Annotated in this window: 13 protein-coding genes; 4 read left to right on the forward strand and 9 right to left on the reverse strand. The window is 69.5% G+C overall.

Features of this window, described 5'->3' with window-relative positions:
- Window positions 1-3: 3 nt before the first annotated feature.
- From LRK53_RS00730 to LRK53_RS00770, 9 genes are all read right to left on the reverse strand, one after another.
- Window positions 4-1212 carry an HlyD/EmrA/EmrK family protein gene (locus LRK53_RS00730; RefSeq protein WP_027491295.1) on the reverse strand — a complete coding sequence of 403 codons (1209 nt, stop codon included), beginning with the start codon at window positions 1210-1212 and terminating at the stop codon, window positions 4-6.
- Window positions 1213-1221: 9 nt separating this feature from the next.
- Window positions 1222-2673 (reverse strand): efflux transporter outer membrane subunit, encoded by a 1452-nt coding sequence (locus LRK53_RS00735; RefSeq protein ID WP_027491296.1) that lies wholly within the window; start codon window positions 2671-2673, stop codon window positions 1222-1224.
- A 22-nt stretch (window positions 2674-2695) separates the two neighbouring features.
- Window positions 2696-3154, reverse strand: coding sequence for a MarR family winged helix-turn-helix transcriptional regulator (locus tag LRK53_RS00740; protein WP_027491297.1), 459 nt, complete (start codon window positions 3152-3154; stop codon window positions 2696-2698).
- A gap of 52 nt (window positions 3155-3206) precedes the next feature.
- Entirely contained in the window at window positions 3207-3377 is a 171-nt protein-coding gene (locus LRK53_RS00745) for a hypothetical protein (protein WP_235642442.1), read from the reverse strand.
- A 163-nt stretch (window positions 3378-3540) separates the two neighbouring features.
- Window positions 3541-6783 carry an efflux RND transporter permease subunit gene (locus tag LRK53_RS00750; protein ID WP_027491298.1) on the reverse strand — a complete coding sequence of 1081 codons (3243 nt, stop codon included), beginning with the start codon at window positions 6781-6783 and terminating at the stop codon, window positions 3541-3543.
- The gene (locus tag LRK53_RS00755) at window positions 6776-7885 is read right to left on the reverse strand and encodes an efflux RND transporter periplasmic adaptor subunit (protein WP_027491299.1); all 1110 of its coding nucleotides are present in this window, start codon (window positions 7883-7885) and stop codon (window positions 6776-6778) included. The genes LRK53_RS00750 and LRK53_RS00755 overlap by 8 nt, the downstream gene beginning before the upstream one ends.
- A complete protein-coding gene (locus LRK53_RS00760; RefSeq protein WP_027491300.1) occupies window positions 7882-8265 on the reverse strand; it encodes a DUF302 domain-containing protein in 384 nt (127 codons plus the stop codon). The genes LRK53_RS00755 and LRK53_RS00760 overlap by 4 nt, the downstream gene beginning before the upstream one ends.
- 29 nt (window positions 8266-8294) lie before the next feature.
- Complete coding sequence (locus LRK53_RS00765; RefSeq protein ID WP_027491301.1) at window positions 8295-8501, reverse strand: YgaP family membrane protein; 207 nt, start codon at window positions 8499-8501, stop codon at window positions 8295-8297.
- Window positions 8502-8573: 72 nt separating this feature from the next.
- On the reverse strand, window positions 8574-9875 hold the full coding sequence (locus LRK53_RS00770) for an NAD(P)/FAD-dependent oxidoreductase (RefSeq protein ID WP_027491302.1): 1302 nt from the start codon (window positions 9873-9875) through the stop codon (window positions 8574-8576).
- Between the two features lie 207 nt (window positions 9876-10082).
- Here LRK53_RS00770 and LRK53_RS00775 point away from each other — a divergent pair, with 207 nt between their 5' ends.
- The 4 genes from LRK53_RS00775 to LRK53_RS00790 all read left to right on the forward strand — a co-directional run bounded on the left by LRK53_RS00775 (window position 10083) and on the right by LRK53_RS00790 (window position 13948).
- Window positions 10083-10433, forward strand: coding sequence for an ArsR/SmtB family transcription factor (locus LRK53_RS00775; RefSeq protein WP_027491303.1), 351 nt, complete (start codon window positions 10083-10085; stop codon window positions 10431-10433).
- A gap of 43 nt (window positions 10434-10476) precedes the next feature.
- Complete coding sequence (locus LRK53_RS00780; RefSeq protein ID WP_027491304.1) at window positions 10477-11343, forward strand: MBL fold metallo-hydrolase; 867 nt, start codon at window positions 10477-10479, stop codon at window positions 11341-11343.
- Between the two features lie 51 nt (window positions 11344-11394).
- Window positions 11395-12252, forward strand: a complete 858-nt coding sequence (locus tag LRK53_RS00785; RefSeq protein WP_027491305.1) for an EamA family transporter — start codon at window positions 11395-11397, stop codon at window positions 12250-12252.
- A gap of 94 nt (window positions 12253-12346) precedes the next feature.
- Window positions 12347-13948, forward strand: a complete 1602-nt coding sequence (locus LRK53_RS00790) for a S10 family peptidase (protein WP_027491306.1) — start codon at window positions 12347-12349, stop codon at window positions 13946-13948.
- The last annotated feature ends 66 nt before the right edge of the window (window positions 13949-14014 follow it).

Genomic DNA, 14014 nt, shown 5'->3' on the forward strand with positions numbered 1-14014 from the left:
GAGTTACTTGCCGCCGGCCATGTTGGCGTGGACGATCTGCGTGATCGTCGCGTCGGCGCTGGCCAGTTGCTGCCGGTAGACGTCGGTGCTGAAGGCGGGCTTGCTCGGCGAGCGCTGCGAAAGCATCGGGCCGCTGCGGTCGTGCAGGCCCACATCTACGTTCAGCGACATGCCGATGCGCAGCGGGTGCCGGTCCAGCTGGGCCGGGTCGTCGAACACGATGCGCACCGGGATGCGCTGCACGATCTTGATCCAGTTGCCGGTGGCGTTCTGCGCCGGCAGCAGCGAGAACGCGCTGCCGGTGCCCACGCCCAGGCTCTGCACCTTGCCCTTGTAGGCCACCTTGCCGCCGTAGACGTCGGACTCGATCGTCACCGGCTGACCGATGCGCATGTCGGTGAGCTGGGTTTCCTTGAAGTTCGCGTCCACCCACACCTGGTGCAGCGGCACCACCGCCATCAGCGCGGCGCCCGGCTGCACGCGCTGGCCGACCTGCACCGAGCGTTTGGCCACATAGCCGTCCACCGGCGCGACCAGGGTGGCGCGCTCGTCGTCGAGGAAGGCGGCGCGCAGGCGTGCCGCGGCGGCCTGCACGTCCGGGTGCGAGGCGACCACGGTGTCGTCGACCAGCACCTTGCTGGTCTGGTACTGCTGCTGGGCGGTGACCAGGTTGCTCTCGGCGCTGGTCAGCGCGTCGCTGGCGTGCGCCAGTTCCTCGGCCGAGATCGCGCCGGACTTGGCCAGCGCCACGCGCCGCTGGTAGTCGGCGCGCGCCTTGTCCACCGCGGTCTTGCGCGCGGCTACGTCGGCCTGCGCGCCGTTCATGCTGGAGTACAGGCCGCGCACCTTGCGCACGGTGGCGGCGAGGTTGGCCTTCGCCCCGGCCAGCGCCACGTCGGCGTCGCTGGGGTCGAGCCGCACCAGCACGTCGCCGGCATGCACCAGGTCGCCGTCGTCGGCGCCGATGCTGACCACGGTGCCGGGCACCTGCGGGGTGATCTGCACCACGTTGCCGTTGACGTAGGCGTCGTCGGTGCCCTCGTACCAGCGGCCGTCGAGGAAGTACCACAGAGACCAGCCGACGGCGGCGAGCAGCATCACGCCGCCGAGCAGGCGCAACAGCAGGCCGCGCGGGTTGTTCCTCGCCGGCGGGCTGACCGGGATGCTGGCAGCCGCGGCGCCGCTCGAATCAGGGATGGTCTGGCTGGACATGGGGCTGCCTCAGGAACGTGACGGGGTGGGGGACGGGATGGCGACGGCCGCATCGGTGCGCGGCTGGTAGCCGCCGCCGAGGGCCTGGATCAGCTGTACCGAAAGATCGGCCTGCTGCGCTTCAAGCGCGGCGCTGCCGCGCTCGACGGCGAGCAACTGCTGGCGCACGCTGAGCGCTTCCAGGTAGCTGCCGACGCCGGCCTGGTAGCGCTGCTCGGCCAGATCCCAGGCTTGTTGCGCGGCATCCTGCGCGCGTTGCTGCGCGGCGATCTGCGTCTGCAGCGACTTGAGCGCGGAGAGTTCGTCGGCAACCTGGTTGAGCGCGCCGACCAGGGTCTGGTTGTACTGCGCCACGGCGAGGTCGTACTGCGCGTCCTTGGCCGAAAGGTTCGCGCGCAGGCGGCCGCCGTCGAAGATCGGCAGGCTGAGCGACGGCCCGACCTGGTAGAACCGTCCGGCCAGGCTGAGCGGATTGGCGCCGCCCAAGCTGACCAGGCCGGCCATCGCGCCGATGCTGATGTCCGGCAGGAACTCGGTCTTCGCCGCCCTGATGTCCTTGCCCGCGGCCTCGACGCGCCAGCGCGCCGCGACCAGGTCGGCGCGATGGCCGACGAGCTCCAGCGGCAGCTTCGCCGGCACCGCCAGCGCGGCCGGCGCCAGCTGCCGCGGCCGTTCGAGCTGCAGGCCGCGGTCCGGGCCCTTGCCCAGCAGCACCGCCAGCGACGAGCGCGCCGCATCGACCGCGCGACGGGCCAGTGCCGCCTGCTGCTCGGCGCTGGCCACTTCGGCGTCGCCCTGCTTCAGCGCGACCTGGTTGTCGATGCCGGCGGCCACGCGCTGGCGGGTCAGTTCGCGCGCGGAACCGGCGCGTTGCAGCTCGGCGTCGGCCAGGTCCTGCTGGGTGAAGGCATAGCCGAGCTGGACATAGGCGCGGGCCACGTTGCCGGACAGCTCGATGCGCGCGGCACGGGCGTCCACCTCGGCTGCGCGCGCCTGGCCCAGCGCCGCTTCCCACGCGGCGCGCTTGCCGCCCCATGGGTCCAGATCCCACTTGAAGCTGGTGTAGCCGTACTTGGCGATGGCGAAATGCGCCTTGTCGCCGAGCAGTGCGGGCGGCGGCCGGGCACCGGCGACCGCGGCGCCGCCGTTCACGCTGGGCCCGCGTGCGGCGTCGGCGAAGCCCGCCGCGGCCTGCGCGGCGCGGGCGCGCGCATCGGCCACACCCAGGCCAGGGTTGTCCTGCAGCGCCTCGGCGATCAACGCGTCCAATTGCCGGTCGCCCAGCCCGGTCCACCAGTCGGTGGTTGGCCACGCGGCCGCGGACAGCTGGGCCAGGCTGCGCCCGGCCTTCAGGGTGGACGGGTCGGTCGGCGTGCCTTCCGGGTGCAAGCCGCCGCTGCTGGCACAAGCGGCCAGCGCAAGGGTCAGGGCAGCCGCAGCCGCCAGTTGATGCAGATGCATGGAGGGAGTCCAGGAGGGGAGGTCAGCTCTTGTCGCGCAGCGCGTGCAGCACGCGCTCCAGGTAGTCCTGCAGTTGCGCCTGTTCGGCCTCGCTCAGCGAACGCTGCGCGGCGGTCAGCACGTGCTCGTTGCAGTCGACCAGCTGCGTCCACAGCGCGTTGCCGGCGTCGGTCAGCTCGATGCGCAGGGCGCGCCGATCCTGCTCATGCGGGCAGCGGCGCAGGTAGCCCTTGCCCTCGAGGTGGTCGAGCTGGCGGGTCATCGCGCCGCCGTCCAGTTCCACCGAGCGGGCCAGCTCGCTGGCCGACATCGGCCCGAGCCGGGCCAGCCGTTTGAGGATCAGGAACTGGGTGAAGCTCAGGTTCAGGCCCTTGGCCGCCAGCTCGGTTTCCATCGCCCGCACGATCTCCGTGCGGACCAGGCCGAGCAGGATGCCCAGGCTTTCCTTGGGCGTGGAGAAGGCAAGCGATTCGCTATTCATGGCCGCGCATTCTATTGCCAAAATTATATTTGTCAATGCAAATATATTCGAGTCAAGTTTTGCTCAGGCAAGTGTTCAGGGCGGCGCGGGTCCGCTGGGACCGAAAGTCGTCGTGCACCAGCGCGTGCAACGCGGGAGCGCGGAAGATGAACAGCTCGAACACGCCCAGCGCCAGCAGGGTCGGCAGTTGCGCCAGCAGGCGGGGTTCGGTCTCGCGACGCACCGATCCCGGGGCGCCGGATCGAGCATCAGCTGGGTATGCACCACGGATTCGGTGAGTGCGTCGGCGTACGTGGCGGGGCGTCCCCGCTGCGGGTACTTCCACTACCGCCCAGGCTTGCCCATGCACACCTCCATGCAGCGCAGCGGGCTGAAGGCCTTCCCGCTCAGGCCGCGTCGCGGCCAGGCAGGTGGCGGCCGCCGTCGCGCGCCAGCCACCCGTAATACAGCAGCGGAATCACCAGCAGGGTCAGCACGGTCGATACCAGCACGCCAAATACCAGCGACACCGCCAGGCCCTGGAAGATCGGGTCGCCGAGGATGAAGAACGCGCCGAGCATCGCCGCCAGCGCGGTGAGGATGATCGGCTTGGCGCGCACCGCGCCGGCCTCGACCACCGCATTCTCCAGGCTCAGCCCCGCCGCCAGCGAATGGTTGATGAAGTCCACCAGCAGGATCGAGTTGCGCACGATGATGCCGGCCAGCGCGATCATGCCGATCATCGAGGTGGCGGTGAACTGCGCGCCGAACAGCCAGTGCCCCGGCATCACGCCGATCACGGTCAGCGGGATCGGCGCCATGATGATCAGCGGCACCAGGTAGCTGCGGAACTGCCCGACCACCAGCAGGTAGATCAGCAGCAGGCCCATCGAGTAGGCGATGCCCATGTCGCGGAACGTCTCCAGGGTGATTTCCCACTCGCCGCTCCAGCGCACCGAGAAGCCGCTGTCGCTGGCTGGCGGCGCGGTGAACTTCTGCGCCAGCTGCTGCCTGTCCAGGCGCGTCTGGCCGATTTTGCCGACCAGCCGGAACATGCCGTAGACCGGGCTGTCCTCGCTGCCGGCGTCGTCGCCGGTGACGAAGGCATAGGGCAGCAGGTCCTTGTGGTAGACCGCGTCGGCCCACGGCCGGGTGACCACCTTCACCACCTCGGAGATCGGCACCAGCTGTCCCGCGGCGGAGCGCACGCGCAGCTTGAGCACATTGTCCATCGAGCCCAGCGCGGCCGGCGGCAGCCGCAGCACGATCGGCACCGCGTACTTGGCGTTCTCGTCCGCCATGTAGCTGGCCGGCGTGCCGCCCATGCCGGTGCGCAGGGCGTCGACGATGTCGGCCTGGCTGATGCCCAGCGCGGCCGCGCGCGCACGGTCGATCTCCACCAGCTGGCGCGTCGCCTGCGGGTTCTCCGTGCTCAGGTTGACGTCGACGATACCCGGCGTACGCTCGAACAGCTGCGCCAGCGCCAGCACGACCCCGCGCTGGTCGCGGTAGTCCGGCCCGTAGATCTCGGCCACGATCGGCGCTATCACCGGCGGCCCGGGCGGCACCTCGGCCACCACCAGGTGGGCGTGGAAGCGCTGCGCCACCGCCGCCAGCGCCGGGCGCACCGCCAGCGCAACCTGGTGGCTTTGCCGCTGGCGCTCGCCCTTGTCGACCAGGTTGACCTGGATGTCGCCCTGGTACGGCTGGTTGCGCAGGTAGTACTGGCGCACCAGGCCGTTGAAGTTCATCGGCGCCGAGGTGCCGGCGTAGAGCTGGTAGTCCTTCACCTCCGGCACACCGTCCAGCACGCGGCCGAGCTCGACCAGCACGCGCTGGGTCTGCTCCAGGGTCGAACCCTCGGGCATGTTCAGCACCACCTGGAACTCGGACTTGTTGTCGAACGGCAGCATCTTCAGCACCACCAGCTTGACCCCGGCCAGGCCGGCGGCCAGCAGCACCAGCAGGCTCATGCCGAGGAACAGCCGGCGCCGGTTGCGCGCCGCCTTCGGGTGGCCGAGGAACGGGCGCATCACGCGGGTGAACAGGTTCTGCAGGAAGTCGTCGATGCGCGAGTGCTGCGCCGCGCCGGCCGCCGGCGCATGGCGGCGCAGCAGCTGGTAGGCCAGCCACGGCGTGACCACGAAGGCCACCGCCAGCGAGATCAGCATGCCGACCGAGGCGTTGATCGGGATCGGCCGCATGTACGGCCCCATCAGCCCGCCAACGAAGGCCATCGGCAGCAGCGCGGCGATCACCGTGAAGGTGGCCAGAATGGTCGGCCCGCCCACTTCGTCCACCGCGGCGGGAATCGCCTGCAGCAGGCTCTTGTCGCCGCGCGCCATGTGCCGGTGGATGTTCTCCACCACCACGATCGCGTCGTCGACCAGGATGCCGATCGAGAAGATCAGCGCGAACAGCGACACCCGGTTGATGGTGAAGCCGATCGCCCACGAGGCGAACAGGGTCACCGCCAGCGTCACCACCACGGCGGTGCCGACCACCACCGCCTCGCGCCAGCCCAGCGCCAGCAGCACCAGCAGCACCACCGCCAGCGCGGCCAGGCCCAGGTGCAGCAGCAGCTCGTCGGCCTTATCGTTGGCGGTCTGCCCGTAGTCGCGGGTCACCGTGGCGTGCACGCCCGCGGGAATGTCGACCCCGCGCAAGGCGTCCAGCCGCTCGCGGATGGTGCCGGCGATGGTGTGGGCATTGCTGCCGGCCTTCTTGGCGATCGCCAGGGTCACCGCGGGGGCCAGCCCGGCGAGCGGCCCGGCCCGGCCCGGCGGCGTGCCGAACGAGGCCAGCCGCGTCACATGGTTGCTGCCCGCCTCCACGCGGGCCACGTCCGACAGATACAGCGGGCGGCCGTCGGCCAGGCCGATCACCAGCTGCGCCACCTCGTCCGCGTTCATCAGCAGGGTGCCGGCCTTGACCGGCAGGTCGCGGTTGCCGCCGATCTCGCTGCCGGCGTCGACCGCCACGTTGGCCGCCTTCAGCGTGCGCACCAGGTCGGCGACGGCGAGCTGGTGGGTGGCCAGTTTGGCCGGATCCAGCTCGACCATCACCGCGCGCTCCGGCGCGCCGATGGTGTAGACGTCGCGCGTGCCGGGCACCCGCTTGAGCTCGGTCTCCAGCGTGTGCGCCACCTTGGCCAGCTGCTCGGGCGTGGTTTCCGGGCGGTCGGACCACAGGGTCACCGCCATCATCGGCACGTCGTCGATCCCGTACGGCTTCACCAGCGGCTGGCCGACGCCAAGCCCGGCCGGCACCCAGTCGGCGTTGGAGTACAGCTTGTTGTACAGGTCGACCAGCGCCTGCTGGCGCGGCACGCCGACGTCGAACTCCACCGTCACCACTGCCATGCCGGCGCGGCTCATCGAGTAGACGTGCTTGACGCCCTTGATCTCGGCGACCTTCTGCTCCAGCGGAAAGCTCACCAGGTTCTCGACGCTCTGCACGCTGGCGCCCGGGTACGGCACCAGCACGTTGGCCATGGTCACTTCGATCTGCGGGTCTTCCTCCTTGGGCGTGATGATCGCCGCGGCGATGCCCAGCAGCAGTCCGGCCAGCGCCAGCAAGGGCGTGATCTGCGAGGCCTGGAACGCCCGCGCGATACGCCCGGAGATACCCAGCCGGGTAGGCTCATTCATGGGTGGACGCACCGCTGGAGGGCCGGCCGGCGGCGTGCCGCGCGACCAGCCAGGCACGGGCCGCCTGCGGGTCGCGGGCCACGCGTTCGCCGTCGTCGAGCCCGGCCAGGATCTCGACGTGGTCGCCGTCCTGCGGGCCGATGCGCAGCTGGCGCAGGCTCACCCCGTACGCGTCGAGCGCGTAGACGCCGACCAGCTCGCCGCGCCGCACCAGCGTCGAGGCGGGCAGCAGCAGGCGCTTCGCCGCGCCGGTGGCGAACGCCACCTTCACCGTCATGCCCGGATACAGGCCACCGTTGTCTGCCGGCAACGGCAGCCGCACGTTGAACGTGTGGGTCTGCGGGTCGGCGTAGGGAAACACCTCGACCGCGCCGGCCGCGATGCGCCGCTCGCCGCGCAGCACCTGCGCCGAGTGGAACTGGCGGATCGCCTCGACCGCGCTCTGCGGCACCTGCACGTTGACCCGCAACTGGTCCAGCGCCTGCAGCTGGATCAGCGGCTGCGGCGACGGCGGCCCGGCCTGCACCGCCTCACCCACGTGCACGAAACGACGCGTGATGATGCCGGCGAACGGCGCGCGCAGCACGGTGTAGTCCAGCTGCTGGCCGACGTTCGCCAGCTGGGCGCGCGCGGCATCCAGCGCCGCGCGCGCCGCATCGCGCGCCGCGCGCTGCTGGTCCATCTGCGCGGCGGACACGTAGCCTTTCGCATAGACCGCCTCGATGCGCCCGAACGACGCCTGCGCCTCCTTGTAGCTCGCCTCGGCCGAGGCGAGCTGTGCCCGGGCGGCCTGGCGCGCGGACTGCTGCTCCACGTCGCTGAAGCGCACCAGCACGTCGCCCTTGGCCACCACGTCGTTGACGTCGTACGGCAGTTCGCGCACGCGCGCATTGGTCTGCGCGGTGATCGTCACCTGCTGCACGGCCTCGACCACGCCGTCCCAGAGCTGCTGCCGCGGCGCGTCCTCCGCGCGCACGACGATCGCCGCCAGCGCCGGCGGTTTCGCCGCGGCGTCGCCGGCGTTCGGCTTGCCGCCGCAGCCGGCGAGCAGGCCCAGCGCGAGCAGCGCGGCGGGCAGCGAGCGGAGGTGGCGCATGCTCATGCGGCCTCGTCGATCATCCGCATGGTCGCGCTTTCGACCTCCTGCGCGATCGCGGCCAGCTGCGCGTCGGACGAGAGCATGCCGAGCATCGGCACCGGCTTGATCATGCCGATGCGCGTGTCGCCGTTCTCGGTGTACACCGAGATGCGGCAGGGCAGCGCCATGTTGAGACGCAGGTCGGTGGCCAGCACGCTGGCGGCGTGGCGCGGGCTGCACACCTCGAACACCTTGCATTGCCCGGCGAACGCGAAGCCCTTGCTGCGCAAGGTGGCGCCCAGGTCGTGCACGTGCAGCACGCCGAACTGGTGGCGACTGACGGCGGCGTCGAGATCGCTGACCGCGTCCTCGAAGGATTTTGTCGATTCCACGATGTAGTACATGTTGGTTGCCTCTCTCGCGCGCGGCGCGGTTATGACTTGATCGCGCAGGCCGGCTTCAGGCCGAGCTTGCGCAGGATGATGGCCAGCGGGCAGAGGCCGCTGAAGGCGGACTGGAACAGGTTGAACCCGACGAAGGCGGTCAGCCACAACCAGCCGGGCGACACGAAGTGGGCGAGGCCCAGGCTGATCAGGATCACCGCGCCGGCAAAGGCTCGTACCGCGTTTTCGATAGTCATGTTGTTCTCCTGCAGTGGATGGAGGGTGGCGCGGCGCGTTGGCCCCTCATGGGGCAGTCTCGCCGCGGGCGGTCATGGGGCCGGCGTCTCGTCGGCCTTGACGTCCGGCTTCAGGCGCTCGATGCCGAACGCCTCCATGATGGTTTTCTCGTAGATCGGGTCGGCCTGGCCCTTGCGCATCTTGCGCAGGAAGTACTTCTCGTAGGCAACCTTGGCCAGGTGCACCCACTTGCCGGTCATCGCCTTGGTCACGTTGCGCGGCGGAATCTGCGGCAACGCGATGAAGGCGAAGCCGCGGTCGCCCATGTCGGCCAGGCACATCGCGTTCCAGGTAGCGCGCGCATGCGGCGGCTTGCCGGCGATGGCGTCGCGCAGGTTGTGCGCGATGGCGGTGACCATCGACTCGATCATCAGCCCGGTCTTGGGCGCGCCGGTGGGTACCGGGGTGACCTCGACCGGCGGAATGGCCACGCACACGCCGGCGGCGTAGACGTTGGGGTAGGCGGGGTTGCGCTGAAACTCGTCGATCAGCACGAAGCCGCCTGGATTGACCAGGCCCTCGACCTCCTTCACCGCGTCGACGCCGGCGAACGAGGGCAGCAGCATCGAGAAGGCAAACGGCAGGTTGTGTTCCTGCTGCAGCTGGCCGCGTTCATCCAGTTGCTCGACATGCATCGCACCGGATTCGACCGAGCGCACCCGCGCGTTGGTGATCCACTTGATGTGGCGCTGGCGCAGTTCCGATTCGAGCAGTCCCTTGGAGTCGCCGATGCCGCCCAGGCCCATGTGGCCGATGTACGGTTCGGCGGTGACATAGGTCATCGGCACCCGGTCGCGCAGCTTGCGCCGGCGCAGGTCGGTGTCCACGATCATCGCAAACTCGTAGGCGGGGCCGAAGCAGCTGGCGCCCTGCGCCGCGCTGATCACGATCGGCCCCGGGTGCTTGAGGAACTCCTGATAGGCCAGCCAGGCCCGGTGCGCGTGCGGGCCGGTGCAGATCGACTGCGTGTAGCCTTCCGGCCCGCTGCCCGGTACCCGCTCGAACGCCAGGCGCGGCCCGGTGGTGATCACCAGGTAGTCGTAATCCAGCTTGCGCCCGTCGCCCAGTTCGATCTGGTGGTCGGCCGGGTGCACCTTGCTGGCACCGGCGTCGATAAAACGGATGTCGCGCCGGGCCAGCGGCTGGGCGACGTCCACCCGGATCTCGTCCTGCCCGCGCCAGCCCACCGCCACCCAGGGGTTGGAAGGCGTGAAGTTGAACTGCGGCCCTTCGCCGATCACGGTGATCGCGTGCCCACTGCCCACGGTGTCGCGGATCTCGTAGGCCGCCGACATGCCGCCCAGGCCTGCTCCAAGGATGACGATGTTTGCCATGGCTCGACACTCCTCTGGGGTGTGTGGAAACGGGACTGCTCATCTCGGCTGGAGCCGACTGCCACGGTAGGCGCCTATGCGTTGCGACAGCTTGACCAGGGTCAATATTTCTAATAGAAGAATCTACATTAGGCATAGCTTATTTAGATAGCTGTGCTAAAGTCAAGCCCTACACCCAGCAGACAGCACCGACCCGGAGGCGCAGCCATGCCGTTACCGAACCATGCGGATCTGGGCGCCATGCGCGCCTGCGCCGATGATGCGTCGCGCCTGCTCAAGGCGCTCGGCAACGCCCAGCGCCTGCGCGTGCTGTGCCTGCTGGTCGACCGCGAGATGTCGGTGGGGCAGATCAACGAGCAGTTGCCCGACCTGGCCCAGTCCGCGCTCTCGCAGCACCTGGCCAGGTTGCGCGAGGAAGGCCTGGTAAACACGCGGCGCGAGTCGCAGACCATCTGGTACGCGCTCGCGCCCGGGCCGGCCGAACGGATCATCGACGCGCTGTATGGCATCTATTGCGCGCCTGCGGAAAAATCGCGCTCGCGGAAGTCGCGGGCCTGAGCCGCGGGCGGCCGCGCTTCGATCATCCAGCGGGGGAGCTTCCATGCCACAGCCTGACGTGACGGCGTTCTTCCACGCCGCCAGCCACACCTTCAGCTACGTGGTGGCGGACCCGGCGACGCGCCGCGCCGCGGTGATCGACGCGGTGCTCGACTACGACGCGGCGTCCGGGCGCAGCGGCCACCAGTCGGCCGACGCGCTGGTGGCGTTCGTGCAGGCGCAGGGTCTGGCGGTCGACTGGATCATCGAAACGCACGTGCACGCCGACCACCTGTCGGCGGCGGCGTACATGCAGGCGCAGCTGGGCGGCCGGCTCGGCATCGGCGAGCACGTGCGCGCCGTGCAGGCGACCTTCGGTGAACTGTTCAACGCCGGCGCCGGCTTCGCCCGCGACGGCAGCCAGTTCGACCACCTGTTCGCCGACGGCGAGCGCTACCGCGTGGGCAGCATCGAGGCCAGCGCGATTCACACGCCGGGCCATACACCAGCCTGCATGACGCACGTGATCGGTGATGCGGCGTTCGTCGGCGACACCCTGTTCATGCCCGACTACGGCACTGCCCGTTGCGATTTCCCCGGCGGCGACGCGGCGACGCTGTACCGCTCGATCCGGCGCATTTTCGAGCTGCCGGGCAGCACGCGGATCTTCCTCTGCCACGACTACAAGGCGCCCGGCCGTGAGACGTTTTCGCACCAGACCACGGTGGCCGCCGAGCGCACCGGCAACGTCCACGTGCGCGACGGCATCGGCGAGGCCGAGTTCGTCGCCCTGCGCCGCGAGCGCGACGCCACGCTGGCCGTGCCGCCGCTGCTGCTGCCCGCGGTGCAGGTGAACATGCGCGCAGGCCGGCTGCCGCCGGCCGAGGACAACGGCGTGCAGTACCTGAAAATCCCGCTGGATGCGTTCTGAGCACTGGCCGCGCTGCGGCACAATGGCGGTTTGTCGCTGCCGGAGTGAGGGATGATCTACGTACTGCTCAGCGTGGCGTGCAGCGTGCTGGTGTCGGTGCTGCTGAAGCTGGCGCGGCGTTTCGGCATCGACGTGGGCCAGGCGATTGCCTGGAACTACGTGGTCGCTGGCGCGCTCACCACGTGGCTGTTGCAGCCCACGCCGGTGAGCCTGCGCGGCCCAGGCGTGCCATGGCTGGCACTGGCCGCGCTGGGCATCCTGCTGCCCACGATCTTCCTGGCGCTGGCCGCATCCGTGCGCCACGCCGGCATCGTGCGCAGCGACGCGGCGCAGCGGTTGTCGCTGCTGCTCTCGCTGCTGGCCGCGTTCGCGCTGTTCGGCGAACAGCTCACCGCGTTCAAGGCGCTCGGCGTCGTGCTGGGCCTGCTCGCCCTGCTGGGCATGGTCTGGCGCAGTGGGCATGACAACGCAGAACGCGGCACGGCCGGTTGGCTGTATCCGCTGGCGGTGTTCACCGGCTTCGGCGTGATCGACATCCTGTTCAAGCGCGTGGCCCAGGCCGGCGTACCGCTGGGCGCGTCGCTGCAGGCGATGTTCGCGCTGGCCCTGCTGGTCGCCTTCGCATTGCAGCTGTGGCGCCGCGCGCGCGGGCAGACTCGCTTCACCGCGCGCAACGCGCTGGCCGGCCTGCTGCTCGGCCTGGCCAACTTCGGCAACATCCTGTTCTACCTGCGCGGCCACCGCGCGCTGCCCGAGCACCCGGCGCTGGTGTTCGCCAGCATGAACCTCGGCGTGGTCGCATTGGGCGCGCTGGTCGGCCTGCTGCTGTTCCGCGAGCGCCTGAGCCGGCTCAATCTCGCCGGCGTGGCGCTGGCGCTGTTGGCGATCGGGGTGATCGCGTACGGCTGAGCAGTGACTTCTGGGCTATGAAATCGCGCTGCCGCGCTGTCTATGCTGCGACGCTTCGGGGCGACGGCGCCCCAGCCAGCGGGAATTCCGGGCCATGCGCAAACTTCCTCTCGTCGCGTTGTCGTGTGCACTGCTGCTGAGCGCGGTCGCGATCGCCGCCCCGGACAAGAAGGACGACAAGTCCAAACCGGAGCAGTCCGACGCGACGCTGGTCGAGCCGCAGTCGTCGGCCAGCGAGGGTTCGGTATCGGTCGAGGGGCATCGCATCGACTACAAGGCGGTGGCCGGCACGCTGGTGCTGCATGGCAAGGGCGACAAGGAGGACGAGCCGCAGGTCAGCATGTTCTACGTCGCCTACTTCAAGAAGGGGGCGAGCGCGACGAAGCGGCCGGTCACCTTCATCTACAACGGCGGCCCCGGTTCGGCCACGGTGTGGCTGCACATGGGCGCATTCGGGCCCAAGCGGGTGGTCACCAGTGACGACAGCCATACGCCGGCGGCGCCGTACGGGCTGGTCAACAACGACTACAGCCTGCTCGATGCCTCCGACCTGGTGTTCATCGACGCACCGGGCGCCGGCTTCAGCCGGTTGATCGCCGCTGACCCGGACAAGTCCAAGCGCGAGGAGCAGATGAAGGATCGCCAGAAGGCGATCTACGGCGTGGACGGCGACGGCCATGCGTTCGCCCAGTTCGTCACCCGTTTCCTGTCGAAGTACGACCGCTGGAATTCGCCGAAGTACCTGTTCGGCGAAAGCTACGGCACCACCCGCTCGGCGGTGCTGGCGAACATCCTGGAGAACGAGGACAGCGTCGACCTCAACGGGGTGATCCTGCTGTCGCAGATCCTCAGTTTCGACACCAGCATCGACGGGCCGGAGTTCAATCCCGGCATCGACCTGCCGTACGAGCTGGCGCTGCCGACCTTCGCCGCCACTGCGTTCTACCACCACAAGCTGCCGCAGCAGCCGGCCGCGCTGGAACCGTTCCTGCGCGAGGTGGAGCAGTACGCGCTGGGCGATTACGCGCAGGCGCTGATGGCCGGCTCGCGCCTGGACGACGCGCGCAGGCAGGCGGTGGCGCAGAAGCTGCACGCGTACACCGGCCTGCCGGTGCCCTACCTGCTGAAGGCGAACCTGCGCGTGACCGGCGGCATGTTCGAGCACGAGCTGCAGGCCGACGGCGACGTCACCACCGGGCGGCTGGACAGCCGCTTCGCCGGGCCGTCGATCGATCCGCTGAGCAAGGATTCCGAGTACGACCCGCAGTCCTCGGCGATCAGCTCGGCCTACGTGGCCGCGTTCAACGACTATGTGCGGCGCGAGCTGAAGTTCGGCCAGGGCCGGCAGTACCGGCTGTTCGCCGACATCAAGCATTGGGATTTCTCGCACAAGGCGCCCGGCGTGCATGGCGAGGCGCTGCAGTCGTCGACCAACGTGATGCCGGACCTGGCGATGGCGATGAAGACCAACCCCAACCTCAAGGTCTCCCTGCACGGCGGCTACTACGACCTGGCCACGCCGTACTTCGCCGCCGACTACGAGATGCGCCACCTGCCGATCCCGGCCAGCCTGGAGCGCAACATCAGCTATGCGTGGTACCCGTCCGGGCACATGGTGTACGCGCACGAGTCGTCGCTGAAGCTGCTGCACGACAACGTCGCGCGCTTCATCGGGCAGACCGACAACGTCAAGTAAGCCGCACCGCTCCGTCCCCACCGGCGCATGTCGCGCAGCCAGTGGGTAGATACCGTCTCGTTCCGC

The organism is Rhodanobacter thiooxydans (assembly GCF_021545845.1).
Classification (GTDB): Bacteria; Pseudomonadota; Gammaproteobacteria; order Xanthomonadales; family Rhodanobacteraceae; genus Rhodanobacter.

Bases quoted from the DNA above. Each gene is read 5' to 3' on its own strand.
- LRK53_RS00750 (WP_027491298.1), bottom strand. From the start codon at position 6,783: ATGAATGAGCCTACCCGGCTGGGTATCTCCGGGCGTATCGCGCGGGCG.
- LRK53_RS00735 (WP_027491296.1), bottom strand. From the start codon at position 2,673: ATGCATCTGCATCAACTGGCGGCTGCGGCTGCCCTGACCCTTGCGCTG.
- LRK53_RS00730 (WP_027491295.1), bottom strand. From the start codon at position 1,212: ATGTCCAGCCAGACCATCCCTGATTCGAGCGGCGCCGCGGCTGCCAGC.
- LRK53_RS00790 (WP_027491306.1), top strand. From the start codon at position 12,347: ATGCGCAAACTTCCTCTCGTCGCGTTGTCGTGTGCACTGCTGCTGAGC.
- LRK53_RS00780 (WP_027491304.1), top strand. From the start codon at position 10,477: ATGCCACAGCCTGACGTGACGGCGTTCTTCCACGCCGCCAGCCACACC.
- LRK53_RS00770 (WP_027491302.1), bottom strand. From the start codon at position 9,875: ATGGCAAACATCGTCATCCTTGGAGCAGGCCTGGGCGGCATGTCGGCG.
- LRK53_RS00755 (WP_027491299.1), bottom strand. From the start codon at position 7,885: ATGAGCATGCGCCACCTCCGCTCGCTGCCCGCCGCGCTGCTCGCGCTG.
- LRK53_RS00760 (WP_027491300.1), bottom strand. From the start codon at position 8,265: ATGTACTACATCGTGGAATCGACAAAATCCTTCGAGGACGCGGTCAGC.
- LRK53_RS00740 (WP_027491297.1), bottom strand. From the start codon at position 3,154: ATGAATAGCGAATCGCTTGCCTTCTCCACGCCCAAGGAAAGCCTGGGC.
- LRK53_RS00785 (WP_027491305.1), top strand. From the start codon at position 11,395: ATGATCTACGTACTGCTCAGCGTGGCGTGCAGCGTGCTGGTGTCGGTG.
- LRK53_RS00765 (WP_027491301.1), bottom strand. From the start codon at position 8,501: ATGACTATCGAAAACGCGGTACGAGCCTTTGCCGGCGCGGTGATCCTG.
- LRK53_RS00775 (WP_027491303.1), top strand. From the start codon at position 10,083: ATGCCGTTACCGAACCATGCGGATCTGGGCGCCATGCGCGCCTGCGCC.